Genomic DNA, 23,913 nt, shown 5'->3' on the forward strand with positions numbered 1-23,913 from the left:
CGGGTGTAGCAGATGTCGGCGAAACGTGTCCGGAGCAGATCGAGCTGTTGGGGCGCTAGGGAGTGTGCTCGTTTGCTGGTTCAGGAGATTGTCACTGGATCTGAATACCAGCGATGCTCTGGGCGTTCTGTTGGTCCTGCTCGGTGATCCGTTGAACCGATACCTTGATCGTGTCACGGATCAGCTTCACTACCTCGATGTGCTCGGCGAGCGCGGAATCGACGTCCCCGTCACCGCCAACGGCTTTCTCGCCCAGCATCTTCGCCAGCTGGTCCGAGCATTCGAATCTGCCCAGACCAGTGACGGTGCTCATTCGTTTGAGCAAATCCCGGCCGTCTTCATAGATCTGAATCTGCTTCTCGCAGGCTGCATAGCAGTCGTTTGCGACCGATGGATCGAGAGTCAGCCGACCCGCCTGGGCTTCATCCGCGAGGTGCCGCCAGCGAGTGATTTCTGCGTCCATGGACATAGCGGCCCCCAATATCGCCCGGTCACTGTGGCAATAATGGAACCACAATCTCGGCAACGGCGATAGCGCGGTCACACGGCGCCACCGGACTGCTTGCCTCCTGCTTCAATACCGTTACCAAGAACGCGCCCTGCCTGGCGGGGAACAACAGGTCGCATTGGTCACCACGCTTGTCGGCTGCTGGCCGGTACCGGACACCGGCGCGCCCCGCGACGTTGACGGGTACGAACTCAGTATCGGCTTCCTTCCTCTTGTAGTCCTCCATCGTGTGGACAGTTGAATACACGTCGACGTCGAACGTCCGTTCCGGCTTGGTGTCGTGGCCGCCGCACAGCTTGAACCCGGGTTCTTGCGTGCCGCCGATATCAGAAGTCAGTGTGGATGGGTCGACTCCCATCCTCCGCCAGACATCCTGTGGGATCTGGCAGGGATCCCACAATGCCGCTGTCGCGGCCGTAATGTCAGGAGTAGCAGTCGTGCTCGCGATGGGTTTGCCGTTGGTGGTCGACCCGCAGCCCCCGATCAAGAGAACCACCCCCGCCAAAACCGCGATGACCGTTGCTGCTCGCTGTCGCACCTGCACCCCTCCGTTCGGCATCCACGGGCCGCATCACAGTGTAGGTCAGGCTCACAGCCCCCGACATGTTCGACAAGCGCAGACGCATAGGGCACTGAGCTGGTCTGCTCGTCATCGAGTACGTCGGTTTGGTCCAGATCGTCATACGCGATCAGCCAGCCGTCCGCACCTACCGCACACAGTGAACCGTCCGCGAGCTGGCACAGCGTGACGCCATTGGTGGGAGCCAGTTCGAGCTTGCGTATTGTGCCTTCGTGGAAGGCGGTGAGCAGTGCCTTTACAGTGGGGTCGGTTTCTTCTCGGTGGCTCTCGATCTCATTCATCTGCGTTGTGGCCCAACGTGTTCGGAAAATCCGTCGCGCACAGCAGCGCGGTCCAGTAGTCATTGCGCACTGCGTCCCAAAGGTCGTCGTGCGCGGGCAGCAACTCGCGCGCGTCGGCCAGATCCGTATTTACGTCGAACAGAATGGTCCCGGGCTGCGCGTCCGGAAGTGGTGTGCGCGACGGCAGTCGATGCGCGATGAACGACTCGCGGGGAAACTCCACCCGCAGCACACGCGCCGAACTACGGATGAGCTGCCACACCGCAGCCTTACCGCCATCCTGAGTTCGACTGGTACGCAACATATCTCGCTGCATCAAGCGACCTCACTATTGGCACGTCCGATGCCGGGGGACTCGACACCCCGGCACCGGGACGACTCTGCGGGCGCGGGCTGGTTTGCCCACTCGTGAACCGCTTCGGCGAACAACTCGACTACATCGGCTGACGCACCGACGTAGTCAATGGGTGGCCCAATGAACGGATCGCGTTGGGGGAGCTCATGGTTCGACATCTCCGGTTCTCCCGTACCTCGATGGCTATAGTTGTGTGTCTGCGCCTCGGCAATCCCTGGATGTCTTCGGGGTGGAAGCGGATTGCTCGAGTGGAGCTGGCGCCCTGTCCGGCGCCTATGTAGAAGACCACCGAGCAGGCCGCTCGGAGCTACCGATCTGAAATTTCGCGAGAAGTCCTGCAAATGGCCTGCACGGATTACAGATATTTCGCGACGCTGCTTCAAATTGAAACGTCACAAAAGGGGAGATGGGCATGGATGAAACGGACGAACCGCAGTCGTTGCCGAAGCGTCAACTCGGCCAGTACCTTCGAGAGGCGCGCGAGGAGCAGGGCATGAGCCTTGCCAAGGCGGCCGAGCACATCAACCGCTCGGCCCCGACCCTGCTGCGGATCGAAAAGGGCATTACGAAAAAGCTTCAGCCGCTGGAGATCGAAGCGCTTTGTCGCCTGTACGGCTTCGATCGGGTGAAGACAGAGGCGATGAAAGGGCTTGCTCAGCAGGCGGATACGAAGAACTGGTGGCGCGAGTTCGATGACCTGATCCCGGCTAACTTCGACATCTACGTTGGACTGGAGACTGCGGCTCAGGAGATTGCCACATACCAACCCGATCTGATCCCCGGCCTGTTGCAGACTCCCGACTATGCCCGCGCACTTATGCGCAGCGCGTACCCGCTCGATGCGACAGAAGAGATCGAACGCCGGGTGCAATTAAAGGTGAGACGGCAGGTCCTCGTCACACGCAAGGTCAATCCGGTGGCCTTCCAACTTGTCATCCACGAGGGCGCGATTCGCCGCGTCGTTGGTGGCAGCAAGGTGATGGCTGCACAGTTACGCCATCTCGCCGACATGAGCACCCGCCCCAACATCACCGTCCAAGTACTTCCCTTCACTGCGGGCATCCCGCTGGGCGATCCTGTCGGATCATTCGTCATCTTGAGGTTCGGCGCGCGGGTGCGCACCGTCGTGTATGCCGAAATCTTCACCGGTGACCTCTACCTGGAGAAATCCGCTAGCCTGCGCCGGTATGCTGATGCGCACGAGGCCATTCAGCAAGCTGCGCTGAATGAGACCACAAGCAGGAGCCTGCTCCGGCAGGTGGCGAAGGAGTATCGAGGGTGAACGCTGATCTATCCGCTGCCAAGTGGTTCAAGAGCAGCCGGAGCACGGCGTCCAAGGAATGTGTGGAGGTTGCGTTCCTTGGTGGCGGCATGGTTGGTATTCGCGACTCCACGAATCCAACCGGCCCGGCGCTTGTATTCACCTCTGGCGAATGGTCGGCCTTCACCGCTGGCGTAAACGATGGCGAGTTCGCGCGCCGCTGACCTGGTAGGAGTACATGGCGTGAATGTTGATCTGTCCGGGGCCGAGTGGTTCAAGAGCAGCTACAGCGAGACCAGTGGTCAGTGTGCGGAGGTCGCTTTCCTCGATGGCGGCATGGTCGGTATCCGCGACTCCAAGAACCCAACCGGCCCAGCGCTCGTCTTCACGCCATCCGAATGGGATGCATTCACCGCTGGCGTGAATGGCGGCGAATTCGAACGCCCCTAACCCAATTCGAGACATGCGCCCCGCCTGACCCAGTGCTCAGGCGGGGCGTTCCTTTGCTCTGGACTTACGCTGTCCGTTCCGCGGCAACGTGGCGGGCGCTGCGCTGGCGAACTGTGGTGCGCCGGGGAATTCCGGGCGGACCGAGTTCCGACTGTCCAGAGAAATTCCGTGGCCCGATCACGAATCGGTTCCTCTGCCCCAGCTGCCGCAAATAGCTTGCTGCACAGACTGTTTCGGATCGGTGAGACGGTGCGAGGCGCTGTCGTCGCTGTTCATCACCCAGAGCTCACGGAACTCGGCTCCTTGTGTGGACTCCGGATCGCGGGTGGCACGGGTATAGATGATCTTTGTGCCGTCCGGTGAGAACGACGGGCCCCCGTCGTCGTTGAGCAGTCGGATGTGCTGACCATCGACGTCCATCACGTAGATCCCGGACCGGCCATTCCGAGCGCGGTTGCTGGCGAAGGCGATCCCGGTTCCGTCAGGGGTGAAGACCGGATCGGAATTGACATTCGGATCGCCCGGCAGCAATTGCCTCGTCTCGGTTCTATCCGATGCCATCACCCAAACAGCTCCGGATCTGGCGACCAGGATCTTCGAACCGTCCGGCGAGAATGCGGGACGATCCGTCGAGCCCTCGCTGTCAGGGTCCCCGACGCGATCTGTCGGAACAGGGACGTTAGTGCCGGGGATGACGATGCTGGGGAGGCCAGTCGGATCGGGATCGGGGATCACACCGAGTTGCTTGGGTTCGCCGCCATCGGCATTCATCGCGTAGACGGCACGACCACGAACGAACGCAATCCTGGCGCCGTCGGGAGAGAACGTCGGGTGGGTGTACCCACCGTGGGTGAGTTTCATGACGTTGCTGCCGTCTGGATTCATGACCGCGATCGTGTACCCGCCGACGACGGTTTGCGAGCCGTCACGGGCGAAGCTCGGACAGTCGCCGTCCCCGATCCGGGTGATCCCGGTGCCGTCGGGATACATTGCGAAGATCGAGTACCGGTCACCAGCGAACACGATCTGCGCCGGACGCGGCGACTGCTCGAGATCCGTACCGCAGCCGGCGGCCAGCCCCGACACGGCAACAGTGACGGCGACGACCCGCGCCAATCGGCTTCTTATCCCGCCCATGCCGATCACCTGGCTGGTCCGGTGTGTGATGGCGGCCCAGCGCGTGGGAGTGAGATGACTGCTCGACATGTCGAGCATCGTCTCCGGCCCCACCCCGCACGCTTTACCGGTCGCGGGAATCCCGGCGGCGTCCGCGGCAACATGGTGGTCTCACACAAGCTGGCAGGCGACACCGGAAACTCGAAACAACAAGACCAGCAATAAGATACATACCTTTGAGGAACGCGGTATCAATCGCGTCGGCCCGGCAATTCACCGACCGCGACGGCGCCCGGCATGGCCGGGTTCGGATATGCTCGCGACGCGCTGCGTGTAGGAAACAGGGGAGCTGGTGGCTCAACTGGATATCGGATCGTCCTTCGCCGATTTCGCTATCGAGGGGGTTTTGGGCCGCGGCGGCATGGGCTCGGTGTATCTGGTCCGGCATCCGCGGCTGCCGCGCCAGCTCGCGCTCAAGCTGCTCAATCAGGAGGTCTGTGCCGACCCGGAGATGCGCCGCCGCTTCGAGCAGGAAGCCAGCGTTGTTGCCCGCATGGAACATCCGGGAATCGTGGGGATCTACGATCGCGGGATCCACGACGAACAGCTGTGGATCGCCATGCAGTACATCCACGGGACCGATGCCGCGCGACTGTCACCGGATCAGCTGAGCATCGAGCGGGTGCTGCGGATCCTCACCGGCTGCGCCGCCGCGCTCGACTACGCGCACTCGCGCGCAGTGCTGCACCGAGACATCAAACCGGCGAACATTCTGCTCGCAGCCCCGGTGACCGGGCTCGAGGAACGCCCGGTGCTCACCGATTTCGGGATCGCGCGGGTACTGGGCGCCACCTCCCAGCTCACCGCGACCGGAACCTTCACGGCCACCCTCGCTTTCGCCGCGCCGGAACAGCTGGCCGGCTCCGAAGTGGATCATCGCACCGATCAATATTCGTTGGCTTGCACGCTTTTCACGCTGCTGGCCCACCGCACGCCCTTCGATGCCGAACATCCCGCGCAGGTCATCGCCGGACACCTGAGCATGCCGGCACCGCCGCTGACCCGATTCCGCCCCGACCTGCCGCCAGCGCTGGATCAGGTGCTGGCCCGGGGCATGGCCAAGCAGCGCGAGCAGCGGTTCGGCAGCTGTGTGGAATTCGCCGCGGCCGTGCAGGATGCGTTGCAGAGGCGGACGTCGGCGGAAACTGCGCGCACAGCGGAAACCGTTGTGGCGCAGGGATATCCGACCGCATCGCAGCAAGCCAAGGCGGCGCAGCATTTCACCGCACCGCCCACGGCAATCGGCGCCGGGTCACCTATGGTTGCGCAGACCCCCGCCGCGGCCATGCCTTCGATGCAGACTCCACCCGGATCGCCTCCCGCAGTGGCGGTTCCGGCGGGAGCAATTCCGTCCACCGCGTTCCCCGGCACCCGGTACCCAACCGCACCCCCGCGCAAGGCCAGCGGTCGCCGCGCTCTGTTCATCGGACTGGGATCGGTTGTGATGGTGCCGGTGCTGGCCGTGGCGGTGATGTTTTGCGCGGCGTTGTACGACTCGAAATATCCCAGTTGGAACAGTGACGAGCAGCGCATCGCCGCCGCCTTTCCGAAACTGGTGCCCGGCAAGCCGAAACAACCCGGCTGGCACGACACCACTTGCGACAGCCATGAGAAGGCAGTCATCTACTGCGTCAGCGCGAACACCGATTTCTCCCTCACCCTGGCCTATTTCGACACCCCCGAGGCCGCGGACCAACATATCCACGCGCCGTCAACGCATGAACAGTTGCGTACCGAAATCCACCCCGACGTCTCCGCACCGATGAAGCTGATATTCACCGACCCCTCGGATCAGTACAGCGTGATCTGCACCGGATTCAGCATGGATTCCGACCGCAACCGGTTCACGGTGGAAATCGAGCAGTACGAGACCCCCTCAAACGACGATCAGAAGCTGTCCCTCTGGAAGTCCATGCCGCTCGGTAAGTGACGCACGTCAGTCCCGAAGCCGTTCGCGCGGTTCGCTGTTGAGTTGCGCGGCAGCGTCGAACAGCAGATCACGGGTGTTTGCGCTAGAACCCCGAACGGTGGCAAACGACATTCGCGGATCTGCCACTCGCCGATGCTGGTGCGGGATCAGCTTGTCGATGACGGAGTGCGGGTGAAGGAGGCGCGGTAGGCGCTCGGGGGGAGGCCCACATGGCGGATCATGTGCTGACGCAGGGATTCCGCTGAGCCGATGCCGCTGTGGCGGGCTACCTGGTCCATCGGCAGGGTGGTGGATTCGAGGAGTTCGCGGGCGCGCTGAATGCGTTGGTGCAGTAGCCATTTCTGCGGGCTGAGGCCGGTTTCCTCGTGGAAGCGGCGGGTGAGGGTGCGCACGCTGGTGCGGGCGTGGGTGGCCAGCTCGTCCAGGGATAGGGGAGTGTCGAGACGTTCCAGGGCCCAGGTGCGGGTGGCCGAGAGCGTGCGGCCGTTCTCCGGCGGCAGTGGCGAGTCGACGAATTGGGCTTGGCCGCCGGGCCGTACCGGTGTCACCACAGCGGCGCGGGCCGCGGCATTGGCGACCGTCGCGCCGTAGTCGGTGCGAATCAGGTGCAGGCACAGGTCGATTCCGGCGGCGGCGCCTGCGGCGGTGGTCACCGGTCCGTCCTCGATGAACAGTGCGTCGGAGCGAACGGTCACCTCGGGAAACATCTCGGCGAGTTCGTCGGCCAGCCCCCAGTGCGTGGTCGCGATGCGGCCGGATAACAGCCCGGCCTGGGCCAATACGAATGCGCCACTGCAGATCGAGGTGACGCGCTTGCCTTGATCGACGGCCCGGCGCAGTGCCGCGATGGTGGCCGCATCGGCGGTCCCACGACTGCCGGTGCTCGGCACGATGACGGTATCCGCCTCGTCGAGCGCATCCAGTCCGCGCGGCACCACGACATCGAAGCCGCCAAGCGCACCGGGAACAATGCCGGGTTCGGCGGTGCACACCACCATCCGGTAACACGGCTCACCGTCCACCGTCACCGAGCCGAGCATGGTTGCGGGCATGGCGAGTTCGAAGGGCTTCACCGGCGCGACGGCGACAACGGCCACGGTCTTCATGGCTGGATCCTTGGGATAGATGGCTAACCGGCCACTAGTCTAGCGCTCCCGCACCGGGCAATGTTGACCGCACGCGATCGGCAAATTGCCTCGTTCGCGTGAATCATCTTGTCTCAGAAGGGAAGTCGCATGCCTTCGCATGTCATCATCGGCCGGGGCGCCACCGCCTCGGCAACCGCGGTCCGATTGGCCGAATCCGGCGACCAGGTGCGGATGATCAGCCGCAGCGGGACCGGCCCGCGGCATCCCGATGTCGAGCTGATCGCCACCGATGCCGTGGACGCGACTGCGCTCACCGATCTCGTCAGGAACGCGGACACCGTATTCAATACCGCGATGCCCGCCTATCACACCTGGCCGGAGGCGGTACCGCCATTGTTCAGCGCGATACTGTCGGCCGCGGAGCAGTCCGGTGCGAACTACGTGATGCTCGGCAATCTGTACGGCTACGGCCCGGTGGACGGTGTGGTCACCGACGACACACCGCTGGCGGCCACCGGACCCAAGGGGCAGGTGCGCGCGCAGATGTGGCTCGATGCCAAGGCGGCGCACGATGCGGGCCGGGTGCGGGTCACCGAGGTCAGGGCAGGCCAATTCCTCGGCCGCGGTGCGGTATCGCTGTTCTCGCTGCTGGTGCAGCCGAAAGTTGTTGCGGGCCAACTTGCTCTGGTACCGCAGGAGCTGGATCTGCCGCACTCCTACACCGCGATCGGTGACGTGGCCGCCGCGCTAGTGGCGGTCGCGCGCAGCGAAAACGCTTGGGGGCGTGCCTGGCTCGCTCCGACCGTTACCAGCACCCTGCGTGCGGCCGCCGAGCGCTTCGCCGTAACAGTGGATGCGCCGAAGCCTCGGCTCGAGGTGATGACGGACCGCGAACTGGCCCTGCTCGGCCACACCGACCCGTTCTGGGCCGAATTGTTCGAGACCTACCACATGTCGCATCGCGAGTTCACCGTCGACGACACCACCACCCGGGAGACCTTCGGCGTCACCGCAAGCAACCTCGACGATGTCTTCGCGGAGGTGGTTTCGGCATCCTGATCGGGCCTTACGACGGCGGTCGGCGGCGGCATTCCGGAGCGCGTCGAATGAGTTTCCGGTCGGCCATAGGCTCAGCCCTGGCCGGGGTCGATGAGCGCGTGTGCCTCAGTGCGTCCCGCGCGGGCATCCTCGGCGGACTGGAGCAACTTCACGCCGCCGTGGGTGCGCAGAACGTATAGCGTTTCCATGAGCGAGTTGTAATCGCTTTCGGCCATGAGTACGGCATTTTCGCCGCTCTTGGACACGACGGTCACCGTGTCGTGGTCGTCGTTGACCTGCCGCACCAGTCCGAACAGGTTCTTGCGCACGGTCGATATGGGTAGCGCTTTGGTCATCGCTCGCACCTCACACGGTAGTCGTACAAATTATTGTGCGTGTCTTGCCGTAGCCGGGCACCCTGTGTGTTGGGCGCCCGGCTATCAGACACGGTGCCCGGTCTCAGGCGTTGTCGTACGCGTCCTGCAGAACCTTGATATCGAGCTTGGACATGGACTGCAGCGTCGCGGCGGTGGCGGCGGTCTTGGTGGGGTTCGCACCGTCCATGAGGGTGAGCAGGGTTGCGGGGACGACCTGCCAGGACAAGCCGTAGCGGTCGGTGAGCCAGCCGCACGGCCCGGGCGCACCGCCATCGATCAGCGCGTCCCACAGGCGATCGACCTCGGCCTGGGTATCCACGATCACCTGGATCGACGCGGCATCCGTGAACGGATGTCCGGGACCACCGTTCATCAGCGTGTACGGGTGACCGTCGAGTTCGATCGAGACGATGAACGCCGAGCCGTCGGGGTGGCGATTGACATCCACGATGCGAGAGTTGGGGATCAGCGCGGTGTAACGGGTGGCGGCTTCCTCGGCGTCGTTGTCGAACCAGAGGAAAGTGTTGACCGACATGGTGGCTCCTTGGGTTGGTTATGACCTGCTGTCACCCTTCGGTCGGAGCTGCCCCGACGTCTTCGACGTATCTCCGCGAATTTTCTGAAGAAATTTTTCGTGCACGTCAGACGCTCGCGACGGCAATGAAGCGGTCTGGAGTGATCGTGATCAGTACCCGCGAGCGCTCCACCTCACCCAGCACCGGGCCGCTGCCGTACTTCTCCCAGATGCGCTGGGTCCACGCACCATCCGCATCGATGGTCAGTTCGGCATCCCCGATCACCCGCACCTGCCGATTCGGTCGCTGTCCGCCGTCCCGCGAGCCCACCACTTCCCGATCGATTACCAACCCGACCCGCGGATTCGCCAGAATCCGCCGTAAATGCGGCCGCCCGGCCCAGCTTGTCAGCCGAAAAGCCTGCTGATCCCACAGAAACCACATCGGCGTGACATGTGGATATCCGGCCGCGTCGATGGTGGCCAGATGCGCGACGATATCGCTGGCCAGCAACCCGGCAATCTCGGCTCGACGTAACGCCCGCATCCAGAACCCCTCGATTCGAACTTATGTTCGAGTCTACCTTGTGCTGGCGCGTCGAGTTTGCGGGCTCGACCGATCGGATCACGGTCCTGCCACGGGCGGTAGCACTGCCAACTGCTGCAGCAGCCCGAGCACGTCCTTGTCGGACCACTTCTCGGCGATCTTGCCGGCCTCGATCCGATGGATCGTGGTGCCGGTCATCTTCAACTCGTGGCCGGTCGCCGGAATCCCCGGTAGGTCCCCGGTGTGGCGACCGTAGGCGGTGATTCGGGTGACGACCCGGTCGCCCTCGGCGACCTGATCCTCGATTTCGTGCCGCCCCGGGGTGGCATCCCAGAACATGCGGAACGCATGCTTCAGCCCCTCCCGGCCCGGACCGATGCCGGGGAACGGAGGGGGCGAATGGTCCAGGTATTCCTCGGCTACGAGTTCATCCATGGCATCGATGTTTCCCGCATCGATCTCGTGATAGAACCGGCGGATCAGGGCCTTGTTGGCTTCGATCGACATGATCAACCTTCCTCCTCGATTGCCCGGCCGGCAGGTATGAGACAGTTTGCTCGAGAGTCGAGTACTAGAGGTCGCAGCAGAGCGGCGACGATCGTGTCAGCGCTGCACGATCGGCGCTTCGCCCGAGTTCCCTACGGAAAACCAATTCGGTGAAAGAGGCAGACCCTCGAATTCTCCATCGGCAATGTGCACGTGTCGAGCAAAGTGCAGGTCCATGTGTCGCCACCCGAAACCGGCATGAGCGTGCGTTGACGGGGAGCGACTGCCTGCCGGGCAGGGGCAGCGAATGTCGAACCGGCTACGCGCAGTCGGGGGCGTCGGCGTCTTCGAAGAGCGGCTTACCGGTGGGCGGCGCGTAGACGACGTCGAGGACGAGCGGATCGGGGCCGAGATTGCGACCGATGTGCACGTTCCAGGCGCCCTCGGGTTCGTAGATGAAATCGCCGGTGTGGAAGACCGGAGCCACGCAGTCGGGGCCAGGATGGGTGAGCGTGCCCGAGCGAACGAAGCCGAAGACCGGACCGTAGTGATAGTGCCAGCCGGTGGAACCTCCTGGCGCAATGGTGATTTCGCGGACGACGAGGTCGGTGCCCGCGACGAACGGCAGCAGGCCCGCGGGGATCTGCGCCTGGGCGAGGGTGACCGCGGTGATATCGGTACCGGGCGTCGCATGTGCGGTCGCGGCGCCGAATACGGAACCGCCCAGGACGACCGCCACGGCCGCCGCACGCGTAAATGACGTCATCGCCGCAGCCTAGTCCCGAAAACGCCGTCGAAAAAGAGTGAGATCACCACTGTCTCTGGGGCATTCGTTCCTTTTGGGCGAATTGCGTAGCCAAGTTTCGTGAGGGCCCGAGAGTTCATGAATTGTTCGTGCGTGGGAAGCGGTGTCGAGTTGCGTGATGCGCTGGGGCCGTAGAGCATCGGTGCCGTGCCGTCGAATCCGATGAACCCCGCTGGCGATCTTCCGGATACCGGAATTCCCGCTGCCAACGCCGCCCATATGACCATGGACGAGCAGCATGAGTGGCATCGGAACTACCTACGCCGGCACGCGGTCTCGCGCCGCAATGTATTGCGCGGTACCGCGGCGGCCGCCGCGGTCGCGGCCGTCGGCACCTCGCCGTTCGGCAGGCGCGCCTACGCCGAGGACGCGCAGCTCGCGGTCGGCGGTCGACGTGTCGGATATGGAGCGGATGCGACGAGTCAGCTCCGGTTCGCCGGTCAGCTCTCCCGGCCGCCGGCCGGTACCAAGGTCTTCCTGGACCACGGCCCGACGCCGGCGCTCGGCGGCACCATCGAGGCCGAGGTGCGCAATCTGCTGACCCAGGTTCCTTCCGCAGATGGCGGTGTCCTCGCGGCCGAACAGTTCTACGTGCACGCCCCCGTCGACGGCCTACCCGGACGCGTGCCGCACTTCTATCGCTGGCGCACCTCCGACGGCTTCACCGGCGATATCCGTGCCGCGGCACCCGCGATGCCGAGTGCGCGTAGCGCGATCCTGCCGTTCCGGTTCACCATGATGGGCGATCAGGGCACCGACGAGACGCCGGCGCTGCCGCAGGGCACCGTGTCCGGCGACTACGACGACAAGTACTACAAGGCCGATAACGATCCGAACGCACCGCACGCGAGCAATGTGCTGCGCCAAATCGCCGCCGCCAAACCGGATTTCCATATTCTCGCCGGTGATATCGCCTATGCCGACCCGTCCGGCGGGGGCAAGCCGAACGAATTCGTCGCCAACGGCGCGAAGCTCGAATCCGGTTTCGACAAGTACAACCCCTACGTCTGGGATGTCTACTTCGGGGCCATCGAACGCAGTGCCGCCGAGGCACCGTGGATGTTCGCCACCGGCAACCACGATATGGAAGCGACCTACGGCCAGCACGGCTACGGCGGACATCTGGCGCGGCTGGACTTCCCCGGCAACGGCCCCGCGGGCTGCCCGTCGGCGTACTCGTTCACCTACGGCAATGTCGCGGTGCTCTCGCTCGACGCTAATGACGTCAGCTATGAGATCAAGGCCAATACCGGGTATTCCGGTGGGGCGCAGACGAGTTGGGTGGAGCGCACTCTCGCCGCCTACCGCGCGGACCCGAACATCGACTTCCTGGTGTGCTTCTTCCACCATTGCGCGTACTCGACCACCGATGCCCATGCCAGCGACGGCGGCGTGCGCGATGCGTGGGCCGGATTGTTCGACCGGTATCAGGTGGATCTGGTGCTGCAGGGCCACAATCACGTCTACGAACGCACGGACCCGATCCGCGCCGGCGCCGCGACCAGGATCGCCGCGGACAATTCGATCGTCTACCCGGATACGGACGGCACGGTCTACTACACCGTCGGCGGTGGTGGCCGACCGCGCTACGACTTTCAGCCCGGTTCGCAGGAAACGTTCCGCGGCCACGAATTACCGGACACGACAGTCCCGAACAGCTATGTGTGGACCGCGTCCGGCGGCAAACAAGACGAAGCGGCTTCCTGGTCGCGAGTGCGGTTCCGCAACTACTCGTTCCTGCGCGTCGACGTCCGCCCCGGCATTTTCGCCAGCGAAATGGATGTGGTCGCGGTGGACGAATACGGTCGGGAATTCGACAAACTCACCTTCCGCCGCCTGGTCCACTGAACCGCTATTTCTCCTTCGGCGGCAGCGAACGCGCATAGCTGACGCCGCGGTCGACCCATTCATCGAGCGCTTCGTCATCGGCGACGGCCGCGCCGTCGACCCGCAGCCAGTTGTTCATTTCGCGACCGCCCATCACCATTGTGCCGACGTATTCGCGGGCGAGCAGGGTGGTGCTCTCCTGCGGGTCGACGCGGACGAGTAGACCGCCCGTCCGGCTCGCTGCCACCGCCATATTGCCGTTGATCAGGAAGGCGAGACCGCCGAACATCTTCTTTTCGCTCACCTCGGGTGTCGGGTCGATGAGCTCCCGGATTCGATCGGCGAGCACTTTGTCATAGGCCATACCGCATTGTCGACCAGGGCACCGACAAGTGTCGGCTATGCGCCCAGCGCGGCGGCGAACAGCGGCCAGGACTGGTGGAGGTCGTCCTGCCAGTACGACCAGGCATGCGTACCCGCCGGACGGAGATTCACGGTGGCGGGTATGCCTGCCTCGGCCAGCCGGTCCACGAAGGGGCCGGTGCAGCCATCGATGACGGTCTCCATGACACCGCCGACCAGCATGCGGTCGAGCAGCCGGACCGGATTGCCATCGATGCCGACATCGCCGAGGGTTTCGTGCACTCCCGGAGCGCCATTGCCCGACGAGACGTAGAGCGCCAAGCCACGCAGTCGGTCCACGTGCAGCATCGGATCGTGCTCGGCCCAGGCCGGATTGTCCGGGGCGCCCCACATGTTGCCCGCATTCGCGCCGAAGACCGCGAGCTGGGAATGCAGATAGGCGATGGCGGCGGGGTCACTGGTGCGCGGGCAGCCACTGTAGGCACCCACAGCCTGATAGCGGCCGGGTGCGCCGATGGCCAGATTCAGTGCCGAGGTCGCCGACATCGACAGGCCCGCAACGGCATTGCGCCCCGTCATACCGAAACGCGTTTCCAGCAGCGGCGGCAGCTCCTTGGTCAGAAACGTCGTCCACTTGTTGCGGCCCAGGACCGGATCGTCGTCGAGCCAATCGGTGTAGTAACTCGCGCGCCCACTCATCGGCACGATCACATTGACGTTCTTGTCCGCGAAGAAATCCGCGACATCCGTACGGCGCGTCCACGGACCGCCGTCCTCGCCGCCGTCGATCGCATTGAGCAGATAGAGCGCGGGCGCACCTGTACCGGGATGCGACATCCACAGTGTGATGGGCCGATTCATCGCCGCCGAATGGACCACGACCTCGAACTGTCGCCCGCCGAGCGGCCGGACATCGAGGATCTGGGAGCCGGGATCGGCTCCGGCGGTTACGGGAATGGTCGCGGCGTAGACCGCGAGGAGGAAAACCAGGCAGCGCGTGAGGGAGCGCAGCGAGCGAACCATCGGCACAGCGCCCATCGGGCGTGCCGGAGCCGAGCGCCAGCGAGGTGTGGGCACGAGCCGGTACATGGGTCGAATGTTTATCACGGCCGTGGGCGTGTCTTCGGGATTCGACAAGCGTGTTTGCCGGGAAAGCACACAGCCCCGCCCTCCTGATCAGGGCGGACGGGGCTGCGGGGCATCGGGTGAGAGGACCCGAACTCGGGGGTCAGCGCCAGGTTTCGGGCGTGACGGGAGCATCCCAGGCGCGCGCGTAGCGACGCTTGTCCGCGGCGTTGGATTCCTTTGCGCGGTACACGATGTACGGCCGGGTCAGGTAGCCGACAGGCGCACTGAACATGTGGACCAGCCGGGTGTAGGGCCAGATGGCGATGAGTGTCAGCACGACGAGACCGTGCAACTGGAAGGTCCACGGAGTGCCGACCATGAGTTCGGGCTCGGGATGGACCGTGAAAAGGCTACGGAACCACGGCGATACGGTCTCGCGATAGTTGTAGGTGCCCCACAGCAGATTGCTGCCCCAGGTATTGAGCAGACCGGTGATCAGCGCGGCGGCCAGCAGCACATACATGAGCTGGTCATTGCGCGTGGTGGCCTTGCGGACGGCGGGGACGGTGATGCGGCGGTAGAGCAGGATGCCGACGCCGAGGATCACCGCGAGTCCGGCGACCGAACCCGCCGCGACCGCGACCACGTGGTAGGTGTGCTCGGAGATGCCGACGGCGTCGGTCCAGGACTCCGGGATCAGCACGCCGAGCACGTGCCCGCCGATGACTCCGAGCATGCCGAAGTGGAACAGCGGGCTGCCCAGCCGCAGCAGGCGGCTCTCGTAGATCTGGGAAGACCGTGTGGTCCAACCGAATTGGTCGTTGCGATAGCGCCACAGGTGGCCGAGCACGAACGAGGTGAAGGCCACATAGGGCAGCGTCGTCCAGAAGGCGGTGGTCATCGGCGGGCTTCCGATCCGTCGAATAGCGATGGGTCCATGGCGAAGGGGTCGAGACCGACCTCTTCCTCGGGCGGTCCCTGGGCGGCGAGTTCGGCTATGCGTCGCCGGTCGGCGGTGGTCAGCGGCGGCAAGGTGGCGACGATGGCCGCCAGCACTCCGGCGTACGGGGAGTCGTTGTCTACCAGCGAAAGCCGCAGCAGTTCGATCACTGGAACGTGTTCGCCGAGCAGACGCTCACCGCCGATCGGGTCGACGGTCGCGGCGAATTCCAGCAGCACCGGCAGGTGGTCGGGCAATTCCTCGTCACCGAGTTCGACACCGGCGTGCCGGTAGGCGTGCTTGAACCGCAACAGCGCCATACCGCGTTTGCGGGTGTCACCGTAGGCGTAGAACGTCAGGTGCATGCTGGAACGGCGGCGCATATCGAAGGTTTCGACGTACTGCTGTGCCAGCGTGATCGGCGGGGTGGCGCGCAGATGGTGGATGAATTCCAGCAGCGGCGCGCCGACCACGTCCGGCAATTGCGTTGCGGCATCATCGATCTGGTCGACGGTCGCCAACATCTGCTCGCTCGGATAGTCGAGCAGCAGCGCGGCGATCCGCCACACCAGGCGGCAATCGCGCTCGGACAACTGAGCGACGGGCTCGGGCCTACGGCGCACCTTCAGCAGTGCCATCATGCGCCTCCGGGCGTCAGCGGATTCATTTGGTCGCTCCGGTCGGCGTCGGCGCGACGGAACCGTTGGTCGAGCCATTCGCGGCCGCACCGTTTTTCACCGAACCGTTGGTCCCGTTCGAACCGTGCCCATCGGCCCCATTGCCATTGCGCGCGGTCGGCAGCAGTCCGTCGGTGTTGCGCCCATCCCAGTTCAGCAAATTGATCCGATTCGACTTCTCCTCCGGCGCGGCGCCATTGGTATCGGTCAGATGGAACTTCTCCACCATCGTGTCGAATGCCGTCATACCCGGTCCGCCGTCGGTATCCAAGCTGCATCCGGTCGCCAGCGAATCCAGTTCGTGCGCCTGCGTAGTCGCGCCGTGCGGAATCACATACCGGTGTTCGTATTTCGCGATCGCCAGCAGCCGGTACATCGCCTCGATCTCCTCCGGCTCCAACCGCACCGACGGTGCGATCGACGGATCCGGCTCCATACCGAGATTCACCGAGCGCATGAACGACCGCATGGCCGCCAGCCGCTGCAGCGACGCCCGCACCGGCCCGATCTCACCGGCGGTGAAAAGCTCGGCCAGGTACTCGACCGGAATGCGCAGTGCGTCGATGGCGCCGAACAGATTCGACGCGTCCTCGGCATCGTGTCCGGTCTCGGCGAGGACATCCACCACCGGCGACAGCGGCGGCACGTACCAAACCATCGGCATGGTGCGGTATTCCGGATGCAGCGGCAACGCGATCTGGTAATCGACGATCAATTTGTAGACCGGCGAATTCTGCGCGGCCTCGATCCACTCCGGCGAGATCCCGGCCCGCTCGGCCTCCGCGATCACCCGCGGATCATGCGGATTGAGGAATACTCCGAGCTGTGAAGGGTACAGATCCTTGGTTTCGGTGACCGAGGCCGCCGCCGCCACTGCATCCGCGTCGTACAGCATGACGCCGATGTAGCGCAGCCGCCCGACGCAGGTCTCCGAACAGACTGTCGGAATACCGACTTCCACGCGTGGGTAGCAGAACGTGCACTTCTCCGCCTTGCCCGTCTTGTGGTTGAAGTAGATCTTCTTGTACGGGCAACCGCTTACGCACTGTCGCCAGCCACGGCATTTGTCCTGGTCGACGAGCACAATGCCGTCCTCGGACCGCTTGTAGATCGCACCCGACGGGCACGAGGCCACACACGACGGATTGAGGCAGTGCTCGCAGATCCGCGGCAGGTAGAACATGAAGGTCTGTTCGAACTCCAGCTTCACCTGATCCGACAGCTTGGCCAGCAGCGGGTCCTTGCCCACCTGCTCCGGCCCGGAGCCCAGGTCGTCATCCCAGTTGGCGCCCCAGGTGATCTTCGTATCCTGGCCGGTGATCAGCGATTTCGGCCGCGCCACCGGACTGGTGTCCATGGCGGGCGCGGACAGCAGATTGTCGTAGTCGTAGCTCCACGGCTCGTAATAGTCCGAAACCGTGGGCAGATCCGGATTGGCGAAGATATTGAGCAGCCGCTTCAGGCGCGAACCGGATTTGAGGGTCAGCTTGCCGCGCTTATTGAGCGTCCAGCCACCCTTCCACTTCTCCTGGTCCTGGTACTGGCGCGGATAACCCTGTCCAGGACGGGTTTCCACATTGTTGAACCACATGTACTCGGTGCCGCCGCGGTTTGTCCACGCCTGCTTGCAGGTGACGCTGCAGGTGTGACACCCGATGCACTTGTCCAGGTTCATCACCATGGCCATCTGTGCCATAACACGCATGTCAGTACTCCACTTCCTGCGAGCGACCATCGAGCGGAGCGTCGTGACCTCGTCGGGTCATGTCAGTACTCCACTTCCTGCGAGCGACGGCGAATGGTCGTGACCTCGTCGCGCTGATTTCCGGTGGGGCCGTGGTAATTCAGCGCGAAGGACTGCTGCGCATAACCGCCGATGAGATGCGATGGCTTGATCATGATGCGGGTCAGCGCGTTGTGAATGCCGCCGCGCTTACCCTTGCCGGGCTGCTTATCCGGTGCGCTCCAATCGAATCCGCCCGGCGCTCCCTCGATGCGCGGCACATCCACCGCCCGGTCCTGGGCGTGGTACATGAACACCGTGCCCTCTGGCATCCGGTGGCTGACGATGGCTCGCGCGACAACCACACCGTTGCGGTTCACCGCCTCGATCCAATCATTGTCCGACACACCGATTTTCGCGGCGTCCCGATCCGACATCCAGATCGACTGCCCGCCGCGCGAGAGCGTCAGCATGTGCAGGTTGTCCTGGTAGGCCGAGTGGATGGACCACTTGGAATGCGGGGTCAGGTACCGAACGGTGACGCCGTTGTCACCGACGGACCCCACCCCTGGCTCGCTGAACAGCGCGCTCATATCGAGCGGCGGCCGGAATACCGGCAGCTGCTCGCCGAGTTCGGCCATCCAGTCGTGATCGAGGTAGAAGTGCTGGCGCCCGGTCAGGGTGTGCCATGGCTTGAGTCGTTCGGTATTGATGGTGAACGGCGAATACCGCCGTCCGCCGGTCTCGCTGCCCGACCACTCCGGCGAAGTGATCACCGGCACCGGTCGGGATTGGGTATCGGCGAAGGTGATTCGCTTGCCCTCGTGCTCGGCGGCGAGATCGGCCAGCTCGGTGCCGGTACGCCGCTCCAGTGCATGGAAGCCCTCGACCGCGAGCCTGCCGTTGGTGGTGCCGGACAGGGCGAGGATCGCCTCGGCCGCGTGGGTGTCCTTGGCCAGCGACGGACGTCCCTGGGCCACACCGGAAACCACGGTGCCGTTCACGCCGGCGAGGTAGGCCACCTCTTCGTCCGGATGCGTGGTGACGCCCTTGGTGGTGACGCCGAGAGTATCGATCAGCGGTCCGAGCGCGGCCATCTTCTCCGCGAGCTTCGGGTAGTCCCGCTCGACCACGACCAGCTTCGGCATGGTCTTACCCGGAATCGGTTCGCACTCACCGGCTTTCCAGTCCAGTACGCGCCCACCGGCCTGCGCCAGCGCATCCGGCGAATCGTGCTGCAGCGGTACCGCGACGATATCTTTGCGCTTGCCCAGATGCTTCTCGGCCATCCAGGAGAATCCACGCGCGATCCGGTGGAATGCCTCGAAGTCCGTCTTGGCCTCCCACGGCGGGGAGATGGCGGGGGAGAAGGCGTGCACGAACGGGTGCATATCGGTAGAGGACAGATCGTGCTTCTCGTACCAGGTGGCGGCGGGCAGCACGATATCGGAGAACAGCGTCGTGCTGGTCATCCGGAAGTCCAGCGAGAGCAGCAGATCCAGCTTCCCGCTCGGTGCCTCCGCACGCCAGACCAACTCCTGCGGCCGCACCCCCTCGGCATCGGTGGTCTGCAGATTGGAATCCGCGCCGAGCAGGTGCTTGTGGAAGTACTCGTTGCCCTTACCGGAGGAGCCGAGCAGATTCGCCCGCCACACGGTCAGGCAGCGCGGAAAGTTCTCCGGCGCATCGGGATCTTCGCAGGCGAAGCGCAGGTCACCGGATTTCAGCCCGTCCACTACGTGTTCGGGCGCGGTCTTGCCGGCGGCCTCGGCCTCGTCCACCAGATCCAGCGGATTGCGGTCGAACGTCGGGTAACTCGGCATCCAGCCGAGACGACTGGCCAGCGCGATATTGTCCGCGGCGGTGCGGCCCGCGAATTTCCCGGTGCCCAGCGGGGAAGCGAAGGACTGGGCGGTGAACGGGTCGTAGCGCCACTGGTCATTGCTGAGGTACCAGAACACCGTGCCCTGCATCTGACGCGGCGGTCGCTGCCAGTCCAGGCCGAAAGCCAGGGTGGACCAACCGGTTACCGGACGGCACTTCTCCTGGCCGACGTAATGCGCCCAGCCGCCGCCGTTCACGCCCTGACATCCGGTGAGCAGAGTCAGCGTGAAGAAGGAACGGTAGATCTGGTCGGAGTGGAACCAGTGGTTGGTGCCCGCACCCATGAGGATCATCGAGCGGCCGCCGGATTTATCGGCGTTATCGGCGAATTCGCGGGCGATACGCTGCGCCTGTGCGGCGGGTACGCCGGTAATGGCTTCCTGCCAGGCCGGGGTGTAGGGCTGCGCGGCATCGTCGTAGCCGGTCGGCCACATGCCGGGCAGCCCGTCACGGCGCACGCCGTACTGCGCCAGCAGCAGGTCGAACACCGTGGTGACCCGCTTGCCCGCGACGGTGATCGTCGGCACGCCGCGCACCAGCACGCCCGCGGTATCGGTATCGAAACGCGGCAGCTGCACCGCGACCGGGTGCTGGTCGGCGCGGTCGTGCAGGGTCAGCAGCGGATCGACGCCCTCGAGATCCAGATTCCACTTGCCCGCATCACCCGCGGTGAAGCGATGTCCGAGCGAACCGTTGGGCACCACCGGATTGCCCTCGGCATCGAGCAGCACCATCTTGTGTTCGGCGGTCTCGTCGGTGTGGCCGAGATCGGCGGCGGTGAGGAATTTGCCGGGCAGCGCACCGTCGTGGTGGTAGTCGCCATCGGCGTCCCAGCCCTCCGGATCGTCGAGGCACACCAGGAACGGCAGGTCGGTGTAGCGCTTGACGTAGTCGAGGAATCGCGGCGTGCTGCGCTCGACGAAGAATTCCCTGAGGATTACATGGCCCATCGACATGGCAAGGGCCGCATCGGTTCCCGGTCGCGCGGGCACCCATTCATCGGCGAACTTGGTGTTGTCCGCGTAGTCGGGTGAGACCACGACGACCTTCTGACCGCGGTAGCGCGCCTCGGTCATGTAGTGCGCGTCCGGGGTCCGGGTCACCGGGACATTCGAACCCCACATGATGAGGTAACCCGCATCGAACCAGTCGGCCGATTCCGGCACATCGGTCTGATCGCCGAACACCTGCGGGGAGGCAACCGGCAGGTCGGCGTACCAGTCGTAGAACGACAGCATCGAGCCGCCGAGCATCGAAATGAACCGTGCGCCCACGGCATGGCTGACCATCGACATGGCCGGAATGGGGGAGAACCCGGCCACCCGGTCGGGCCCGTACTTCTTGATCGTGTGCACGTGTGCGGCGGCGGCGATTTCGGCGGCCTCCCACCATTCCGCGCGGACGAATCCGCCCTTGCCGCGAGAAGACTTGTAGCGCTTGGCCTTTTCCGGATCCTCCACAATGGATTCCCAGGCCAGCACCGGATCCTTGAGCCGCTCCTTCGCCTCGCGATACAGCTCGAGCAGGACACCGCGCACATACGGATAGCGCACGCGCGCGGGGGAATAGGTGTACCAGGAGAAGGACGCGCCGCGCGGGCAGCCACGCGGTTCGTATTCGGGCTTGTCCGCGCCGACCGACGGGTAGTCCGTCTGCTGCGATTCCCAGGTGATCACGCCGTCCTTGACGTAGATCTTCCAGGAGCAGGACCCGGTGCAGTTGACCCCGTGCGTGGAGCGCACGACCTTGTCGTGCGACCAGCGATCCCGATAGAACTCGTCGGCACTGCGCCCGCCCACCTGATGCAGGCTGCGCTGATCCGCCGAGACCTCGCCTCGGTGGAAATATTTGCCGAGACGCAGCAGTGCGTCACTTGCGTCGGTAGATTGCCGATCGGCCGAATCGGAGGACGCGGAAGCCTGAGTGCGCGAATTAACCACGACGCCCCCTTCGAGCTGTGAAACCGGGCTGTTGCACCGACTGTAAGGAGGCCGCGACGCACGTCCAAACGAATCTCTCACAGCCCGCACGCCGCGATCGTGAGCTGTGAGGTCGACGCAACGTGGCGGTCACCGCGCGATTGCCGCGAAATGCCGAAGACATCGATGTGACCAGGGCGGATCCGCTCTGACCGGCCGAAATACGGCTCGCGGATGATGTTTCGGGGGCTAGCCGGTGATGCTTTGGAAACCGCCGGTTCTCAGGCGGTTTACATTTGTTAACACGTCCGGCGAGGGGTCGGAAGGTCGATTCCGCACCCACGCGCGGTGGTCGAACCGCCCCGTGTGGAGCCGTTCTGCGTGTCGTCGATCCATTCGCTATCGGTTTGCCGACAGTTGAGGTGCTGGCGGATCCGGCCGCGGCGCCGGGGTGCGCGGGGCATTCGATGCGTTGTCGTTTCGACCCGCCGTGAACTCGTTACGGGGGTGAACGCGGCGAAGCGTCCGGCGATCCGGACCTGCCGCCCCGGGAAGGCGGTCGCCGCGGCGAGGTGTGCTACCGGCCGCTCGGCATGAATATTATTGCTGCTCAAGTACATTCGCACGCGGACCAGATGTCCGCGTGGCGGCCCCGACACGCGGGCGTTGGTCGGAAATTAGAGCAAACCCTTCGTTTAATATCGGATCGGCTCGCCTTGTGCAGAACTACCCGACTTTTCGATACACCTACAGCTTCATAGGAGTGGATTGCTGTGCCAAGCAGGTCGACCGATGGCCGTGACGGGGCTCCGGTGCGCCCGCCCACGTTCGGGGGTGAGTTGCGCAGACTGCGCGACGATCGACGTATTTCGCGCGAAAAACTGGCATTCGCCGCGGGTGTGAGCGCCAGCTATATCACCCACCTCGAGGGCGGCGATCGGGAACATCCCACCAGAACGGTGGTGAATGCGCTCTTCGGATATCTGGATCGGATCGCGCCGCTCACCGATGCCGAACGCCGACTGTTTTTCGATCTGGCCGGACTGGGTGTGGACAGATTTCCCTCGGTGCTCGAACTGCGCGATGAGATCGGCACGGATATGCGTGACGGACTGCGCCTGCACGAGCCGAATGCGGCGGGCTATGTCGATACCCGGTGGAATGTCCTGTCCTGTAATGACTCCTACGCCGCCGCATTTCCCGGTCTGGTCGACGACGTGAATGTGCTGCGCTGGTTCTTCGGCAACGAGCTGTCCAAGCAGGTCATGGTCGAATGGGAGCGCGAGGCCGCGCTCACCGTCGACTGGCTGCGCGGACTGATCGGTCAGTCCGGCGATACCGCCTGGTCCACCGAATTCCTCGACGAACTCGGCGCGTATCCGGAATTTCGAAGAATGTGGGCGGCGGGCGGTACCACCTACGGCCGGGATCGACCCATGCATGTGCGCGATCTCGGCTCCGGGGCGTGTTATCGACTCGATGCCCAACTGTTCCGCGTGGATTCGGGCAACCATCCGGGTAGAATTCAATTCTTCCTCGGCATCCGGAGCCTATGTGCCAGCCACCGACCGGTGTAGTTACCTCCTGGGGTGCTACGGATGTCACAATTGTCGGGACAGCGCCACACCGAACGTATTTGATCCGGTCATCGGAAAATCGAAAACGGGAGGCATTTCATGATCCACAATGCTCGTGGCACCGCCCAAACGGCCGTCGATCCCGGCGTCGAGTTGCGTTCCGCACTGGAAGCGCTGCTGCTGCACGACGCCGTCGGATTGGATGCCAAAATGCGCCACGCTATCGCCGCTGTGGTCCATTTGGCCGTTGACACCCCGCACGGCGCACCCGAGGACGCCGAGGAATTCCTCGGCCGCCTCGACGCCGCCTGGCTACTCGCCGCTTGGTCGGGCCGGGACAGCGAAATGTCGCTTATCGCAACCCTGGCCGCGGGTGATGTGCCCGCGCTGTCCTGGTGTGAACTCATGTTCACCACCGCCCTGGCCCCCTGGTCCATCAATCCGGCGGCGGTACACGCGCGGCGCATCTTCGCGACCGTTGAGCCCGGCCGCCTTGGCGCGGTCCGCCCGTCGATCGGCATCTCCGGTGCCTGATGCTC

The 23,913-nt window shown here is 64.3% G+C and carries 24 protein-coding genes; 8 read left to right on the forward strand and 16 right to left on the reverse strand.

Translation table 11 applies throughout. The features are described from left to right. Positions 1–91: 91 nt before the first annotated feature. The 3 genes from ACQPYR_RS08715 to ACQPYR_RS08725 form a co-directional block, all read right to left on the reverse strand. Positions 92–463 carry a hypothetical protein gene (locus ACQPYR_RS08715; protein WP_433629738.1) on the reverse strand — a complete coding sequence of 124 codons (372 nt, stop codon included), beginning with the start codon at positions 461–463 and terminating at the stop codon, positions 92–94. Positions 464–491: 28 nt separating this feature from the next. Next, on the reverse strand, positions 492–1,067 hold the full coding sequence (locus tag ACQPYR_RS08720; RefSeq protein ID WP_433629741.1) for a DUF3558 domain-containing protein: 576 nt from the start codon (positions 1,065–1,067) through the stop codon (positions 492–494). A gap of 294 nt (positions 1,068–1,361) precedes the next feature. Next, positions 1,362–1,685 (reverse strand): hypothetical protein, encoded by a 324-nt coding sequence (locus ACQPYR_RS08725; RefSeq protein ID WP_433629743.1) that lies wholly within the window; start codon positions 1,683–1,685, stop codon positions 1,362–1,364. Positions 1,686–2,136: 451 nt separating this feature from the next. On the opposite strand from ACQPYR_RS08725, the gene ACQPYR_RS08730 reads away from it, so the two are divergent. Genes ACQPYR_RS08730 through ACQPYR_RS08740 form a run of 3 tightly spaced genes read left to right on the forward strand, consistent with a single transcriptional unit; the run spans position 2,137 to position 3,435 of the window. Further along, on the forward strand, positions 2,137–3,006 hold the full coding sequence (locus ACQPYR_RS08730) for a helix-turn-helix domain-containing protein (RefSeq protein ID WP_433629745.1): 870 nt from the start codon (positions 2,137–2,139) through the stop codon (positions 3,004–3,006). Continuing rightward, the gene (locus ACQPYR_RS08735) at positions 3,003–3,209 is read left to right on the forward strand and encodes a DUF397 domain-containing protein (protein ID WP_433629747.1); all 207 of its coding nucleotides are present in this window, start codon (positions 3,003–3,005) and stop codon (positions 3,207–3,209) included. The genes ACQPYR_RS08730 and ACQPYR_RS08735 overlap by 4 nt, the downstream gene beginning before the upstream one ends. Positions 3,210–3,228: 19 nt before the next feature. Further along, a complete protein-coding gene (locus ACQPYR_RS08740; RefSeq protein ID WP_433629749.1) occupies positions 3,229–3,435 on the forward strand; it encodes a DUF397 domain-containing protein in 207 nt (68 codons plus the stop codon). Positions 3,436–3,612: 177 nt separating this feature from the next. Here the strand turns inward: ACQPYR_RS08740 and ACQPYR_RS08745 are convergent, their stop codons facing one another. Beyond that, positions 3,613–4,641 (reverse strand): TolB family protein, encoded by a 1,029-nt coding sequence (locus ACQPYR_RS08745; RefSeq protein WP_433629752.1) that lies wholly within the window; start codon positions 4,639–4,641, stop codon positions 3,613–3,615. A 262-nt stretch (positions 4,642–4,903) separates the two neighbouring features. Between ACQPYR_RS08745 and ACQPYR_RS08750 the strand changes: the two genes are divergently transcribed. Then, the gene (locus ACQPYR_RS08750; RefSeq protein ID WP_433629755.1) at positions 4,904–6,541 is read left to right on the forward strand and encodes a serine/threonine protein kinase; all 1,638 of its coding nucleotides are present in this window, start codon (positions 4,904–4,906) and stop codon (positions 6,539–6,541) included. A 146-nt stretch (positions 6,542–6,687) separates the two neighbouring features. Here ACQPYR_RS08750 and ACQPYR_RS08755 read toward each other — a convergent pair whose 3' ends face one another. After that, positions 6,688–7,647, reverse strand: coding sequence for a GlxA family transcriptional regulator (locus ACQPYR_RS08755; protein WP_433629758.1), 960 nt, complete (start codon positions 7,645–7,647; stop codon positions 6,688–6,690). 129 nt (positions 7,648–7,776) lie between these two features. Here ACQPYR_RS08755 and ACQPYR_RS08760 point away from each other — a divergent pair, with 129 nt between their 5' ends. Continuing rightward, entirely contained in the window at positions 7,777–8,688 is a 912-nt protein-coding gene (locus tag ACQPYR_RS08760; RefSeq protein ID WP_433629761.1) for an NAD-dependent epimerase/dehydratase family protein, read from the forward strand. A gap of 71 nt (positions 8,689–8,759) precedes the next feature. Here ACQPYR_RS08760 and ACQPYR_RS08765 read toward each other — a convergent pair whose 3' ends face one another. The 5 genes from ACQPYR_RS08765 to ACQPYR_RS08785 form a co-directional block, all read right to left on the reverse strand. Further along, positions 8,760–9,023, reverse strand: a complete 264-nt coding sequence (locus ACQPYR_RS08765; RefSeq protein ID WP_433629764.1) for a type II toxin-antitoxin system Phd/YefM family antitoxin — start codon at positions 9,021–9,023, stop codon at positions 8,760–8,762. A 103-nt stretch (positions 9,024–9,126) separates the two neighbouring features. Continuing rightward, positions 9,127–9,579 (reverse strand): VOC family protein, encoded by a 453-nt coding sequence (locus tag ACQPYR_RS08770; RefSeq protein ID WP_433629767.1) that lies wholly within the window; start codon positions 9,577–9,579, stop codon positions 9,127–9,129. Between the two features lie 106 nt (positions 9,580–9,685). Continuing rightward, positions 9,686–10,105: a pyridoxamine 5'-phosphate oxidase family protein gene (locus ACQPYR_RS08775; protein ID WP_433629770.1), complete on the reverse strand. Its 420-nt coding sequence runs from the start codon at positions 10,103–10,105 to the stop codon at positions 9,686–9,688. A gap of 78 nt (positions 10,106–10,183) precedes the next feature. Next, positions 10,184–10,612, reverse strand: coding sequence for an ester cyclase (locus ACQPYR_RS08780; protein ID WP_433629773.1), 429 nt, complete (start codon positions 10,610–10,612; stop codon positions 10,184–10,186). A 298-nt stretch (positions 10,613–10,910) separates the two neighbouring features. After that, complete coding sequence (locus tag ACQPYR_RS08785; RefSeq protein WP_063041205.1) at positions 10,911–11,357, reverse strand: cupin domain-containing protein; 447 nt, start codon at positions 11,355–11,357, stop codon at positions 10,911–10,913. A 186-nt stretch (positions 11,358–11,543) separates the two neighbouring features. Here ACQPYR_RS08785 and ACQPYR_RS08790 point away from each other — a divergent pair, with 186 nt between their 5' ends. After that, positions 11,544–13,244, forward strand: coding sequence for a metallophosphoesterase (locus tag ACQPYR_RS08790; RefSeq protein WP_433629776.1), 1,701 nt, complete (start codon positions 11,544–11,546; stop codon positions 13,242–13,244). Positions 13,245–13,248: 4 nt separating this feature from the next. On the opposite strand, the gene ACQPYR_RS08795 is transcribed toward ACQPYR_RS08790, so the two are convergent. From ACQPYR_RS08795 to ACQPYR_RS08820, 6 genes are all read right to left on the reverse strand, one after another. Then, the gene (locus tag ACQPYR_RS08795) at positions 13,249–13,587 is read right to left on the reverse strand and encodes a TfoX/Sxy family protein (RefSeq protein WP_433629779.1); all 339 of its coding nucleotides are present in this window, start codon (positions 13,585–13,587) and stop codon (positions 13,249–13,251) included. Between the two features lie 35 nt (positions 13,588–13,622). Continuing rightward, a complete protein-coding gene (locus ACQPYR_RS08800; RefSeq protein WP_433635068.1) occupies positions 13,623–14,597 on the reverse strand; it encodes an alpha/beta hydrolase in 975 nt (324 codons plus the stop codon). A 217-nt stretch (positions 14,598–14,814) separates the two neighbouring features. After that, entirely contained in the window at positions 14,815–15,555 is a 741-nt protein-coding gene (gene narI / locus ACQPYR_RS08805; RefSeq protein WP_433629781.1) for a respiratory nitrate reductase subunit gamma, read from the reverse strand. Continuing rightward, the gene (gene narJ / locus ACQPYR_RS08810; protein WP_433635069.1) at positions 15,552–16,232 is read right to left on the reverse strand and encodes a nitrate reductase molybdenum cofactor assembly chaperone; all 681 of its coding nucleotides are present in this window, start codon (positions 16,230–16,232) and stop codon (positions 15,552–15,554) included. Before narJ ends, narI begins: the two co-directional genes overlap by 4 nt. Before the next feature lie 25 nt (positions 16,233–16,257). After that, positions 16,258–17,976, reverse strand: a complete 1,719-nt coding sequence (gene narH, locus ACQPYR_RS08815) for a nitrate reductase subunit beta (protein ID WP_433629784.1) — start codon at positions 17,974–17,976, stop codon at positions 16,258–16,260. Positions 17,977–18,038: 62 nt separating this feature from the next. Beyond that, entirely contained in the window at positions 18,039–21,818 is a 3,780-nt protein-coding gene (locus ACQPYR_RS08820; RefSeq protein ID WP_433629786.1) for a nitrate reductase subunit alpha, read from the reverse strand. Between the two features lie 752 nt (positions 21,819–22,570). On the opposite strand from ACQPYR_RS08820, the gene ACQPYR_RS08825 reads away from it, so the two are divergent. After that, complete coding sequence (locus tag ACQPYR_RS08825) at positions 22,571–23,374, forward strand: helix-turn-helix transcriptional regulator (protein ID WP_433629789.1); 804 nt, start codon at positions 22,571–22,573, stop codon at positions 23,372–23,374. Between the two features lie 99 nt (positions 23,375–23,473). Then, a complete protein-coding gene (locus ACQPYR_RS08830) occupies positions 23,474–23,908 on the forward strand; it encodes a hypothetical protein (protein ID WP_433629792.1) in 435 nt (144 codons plus the stop codon). Positions 23,909–23,913: the final 5 nt, after the last annotated feature.

Source organism: Nocardia sp. CA-120079 (assembly GCF_050955745.1).
Lineage (GTDB): Bacteria > Actinomycetota > Actinomycetes > Mycobacteriales > Mycobacteriaceae > Nocardia.

Bases quoted from the DNA above. Each gene is read 5' to 3' on its own strand.
- ACQPYR_RS08780 (WP_433629773.1), bottom strand. From the start codon at position 10,612: ATGTCGATCGAAGCCAACAAGGCCCTGATCCGCCGGTTCTATCACGAG.
- ACQPYR_RS08775 (WP_433629770.1), bottom strand. From the start codon at position 10,105: ATGCGGGCGTTACGTCGAGCCGAGATTGCCGGGTTGCTGGCCAGCGAT.
- ACQPYR_RS08765 (WP_433629764.1), bottom strand. From the start codon at position 9,023: ATGACCAAAGCGCTACCCATATCGACCGTGCGCAAGAACCTGTTCGGA.
- ACQPYR_RS08745 (WP_433629752.1), bottom strand. From the start codon at position 4,641: ATGTCGAGCAGTCATCTCACTCCCACGCGCTGGGCCGCCATCACACAC.
- ACQPYR_RS08760 (WP_433629761.1), top strand. From the start codon at position 7,777: ATGCCTTCGCATGTCATCATCGGCCGGGGCGCCACCGCCTCGGCAACC.
- ACQPYR_RS08725 (WP_433629743.1), bottom strand. From the start codon at position 1,685: ATGCAGCGAGATATGTTGCGTACCAGTCGAACTCAGGATGGCGGTAAG.
- narH (WP_433629784.1), bottom strand. From the start codon at position 17,976: ATGCGTGTTATGGCACAGATGGCCATGGTGATGAACCTGGACAAGTGC.
- narJ (WP_433635069.1), bottom strand. From the start codon at position 16,232: ATGGCACTGCTGAAGGTGCGCCGTAGGCCCGAGCCCGTCGCTCAGTTG.
- ACQPYR_RS08785 (WP_063041205.1), bottom strand. From the start codon at position 11,357: ATGACGTCATTTACGCGTGCGGCGGCCGTGGCGGTCGTCCTGGGCGGT.
- ACQPYR_RS08795 (WP_433629779.1), bottom strand. From the start codon at position 13,587: ATGGCCTATGACAAAGTGCTCGCCGATCGAATCCGGGAGCTCATCGAC.
- ACQPYR_RS08770 (WP_433629767.1), bottom strand. From the start codon at position 9,579: ATGTCGGTCAACACTTTCCTCTGGTTCGACAACGACGCCGAGGAAGCC.
- ACQPYR_RS08755 (WP_433629758.1), bottom strand. From the start codon at position 7,647: ATGAAGACCGTGGCCGTTGTCGCCGTCGCGCCGGTGAAGCCCTTCGAA.
- ACQPYR_RS08730 (WP_433629745.1), top strand. From the start codon at position 2,137: ATGGATGAAACGGACGAACCGCAGTCGTTGCCGAAGCGTCAACTCGGC.
- narI (WP_433629781.1), bottom strand. From the start codon at position 15,555: ATGACCACCGCCTTCTGGACGACGCTGCCCTATGTGGCCTTCACCTCG.
- ACQPYR_RS08830 (WP_433629792.1), top strand. From the start codon at position 23,474: ATGATCCACAATGCTCGTGGCACCGCCCAAACGGCCGTCGATCCCGGC.
- ACQPYR_RS08720 (WP_433629741.1), bottom strand. From the start codon at position 1,067: ATGCCGAACGGAGGGGTGCAGGTGCGACAGCGAGCAGCAACGGTCATC.
- ACQPYR_RS08715 (WP_433629738.1), bottom strand. From the start codon at position 463: ATGGACGCAGAAATCACTCGCTGGCGGCACCTCGCGGATGAAGCCCAG.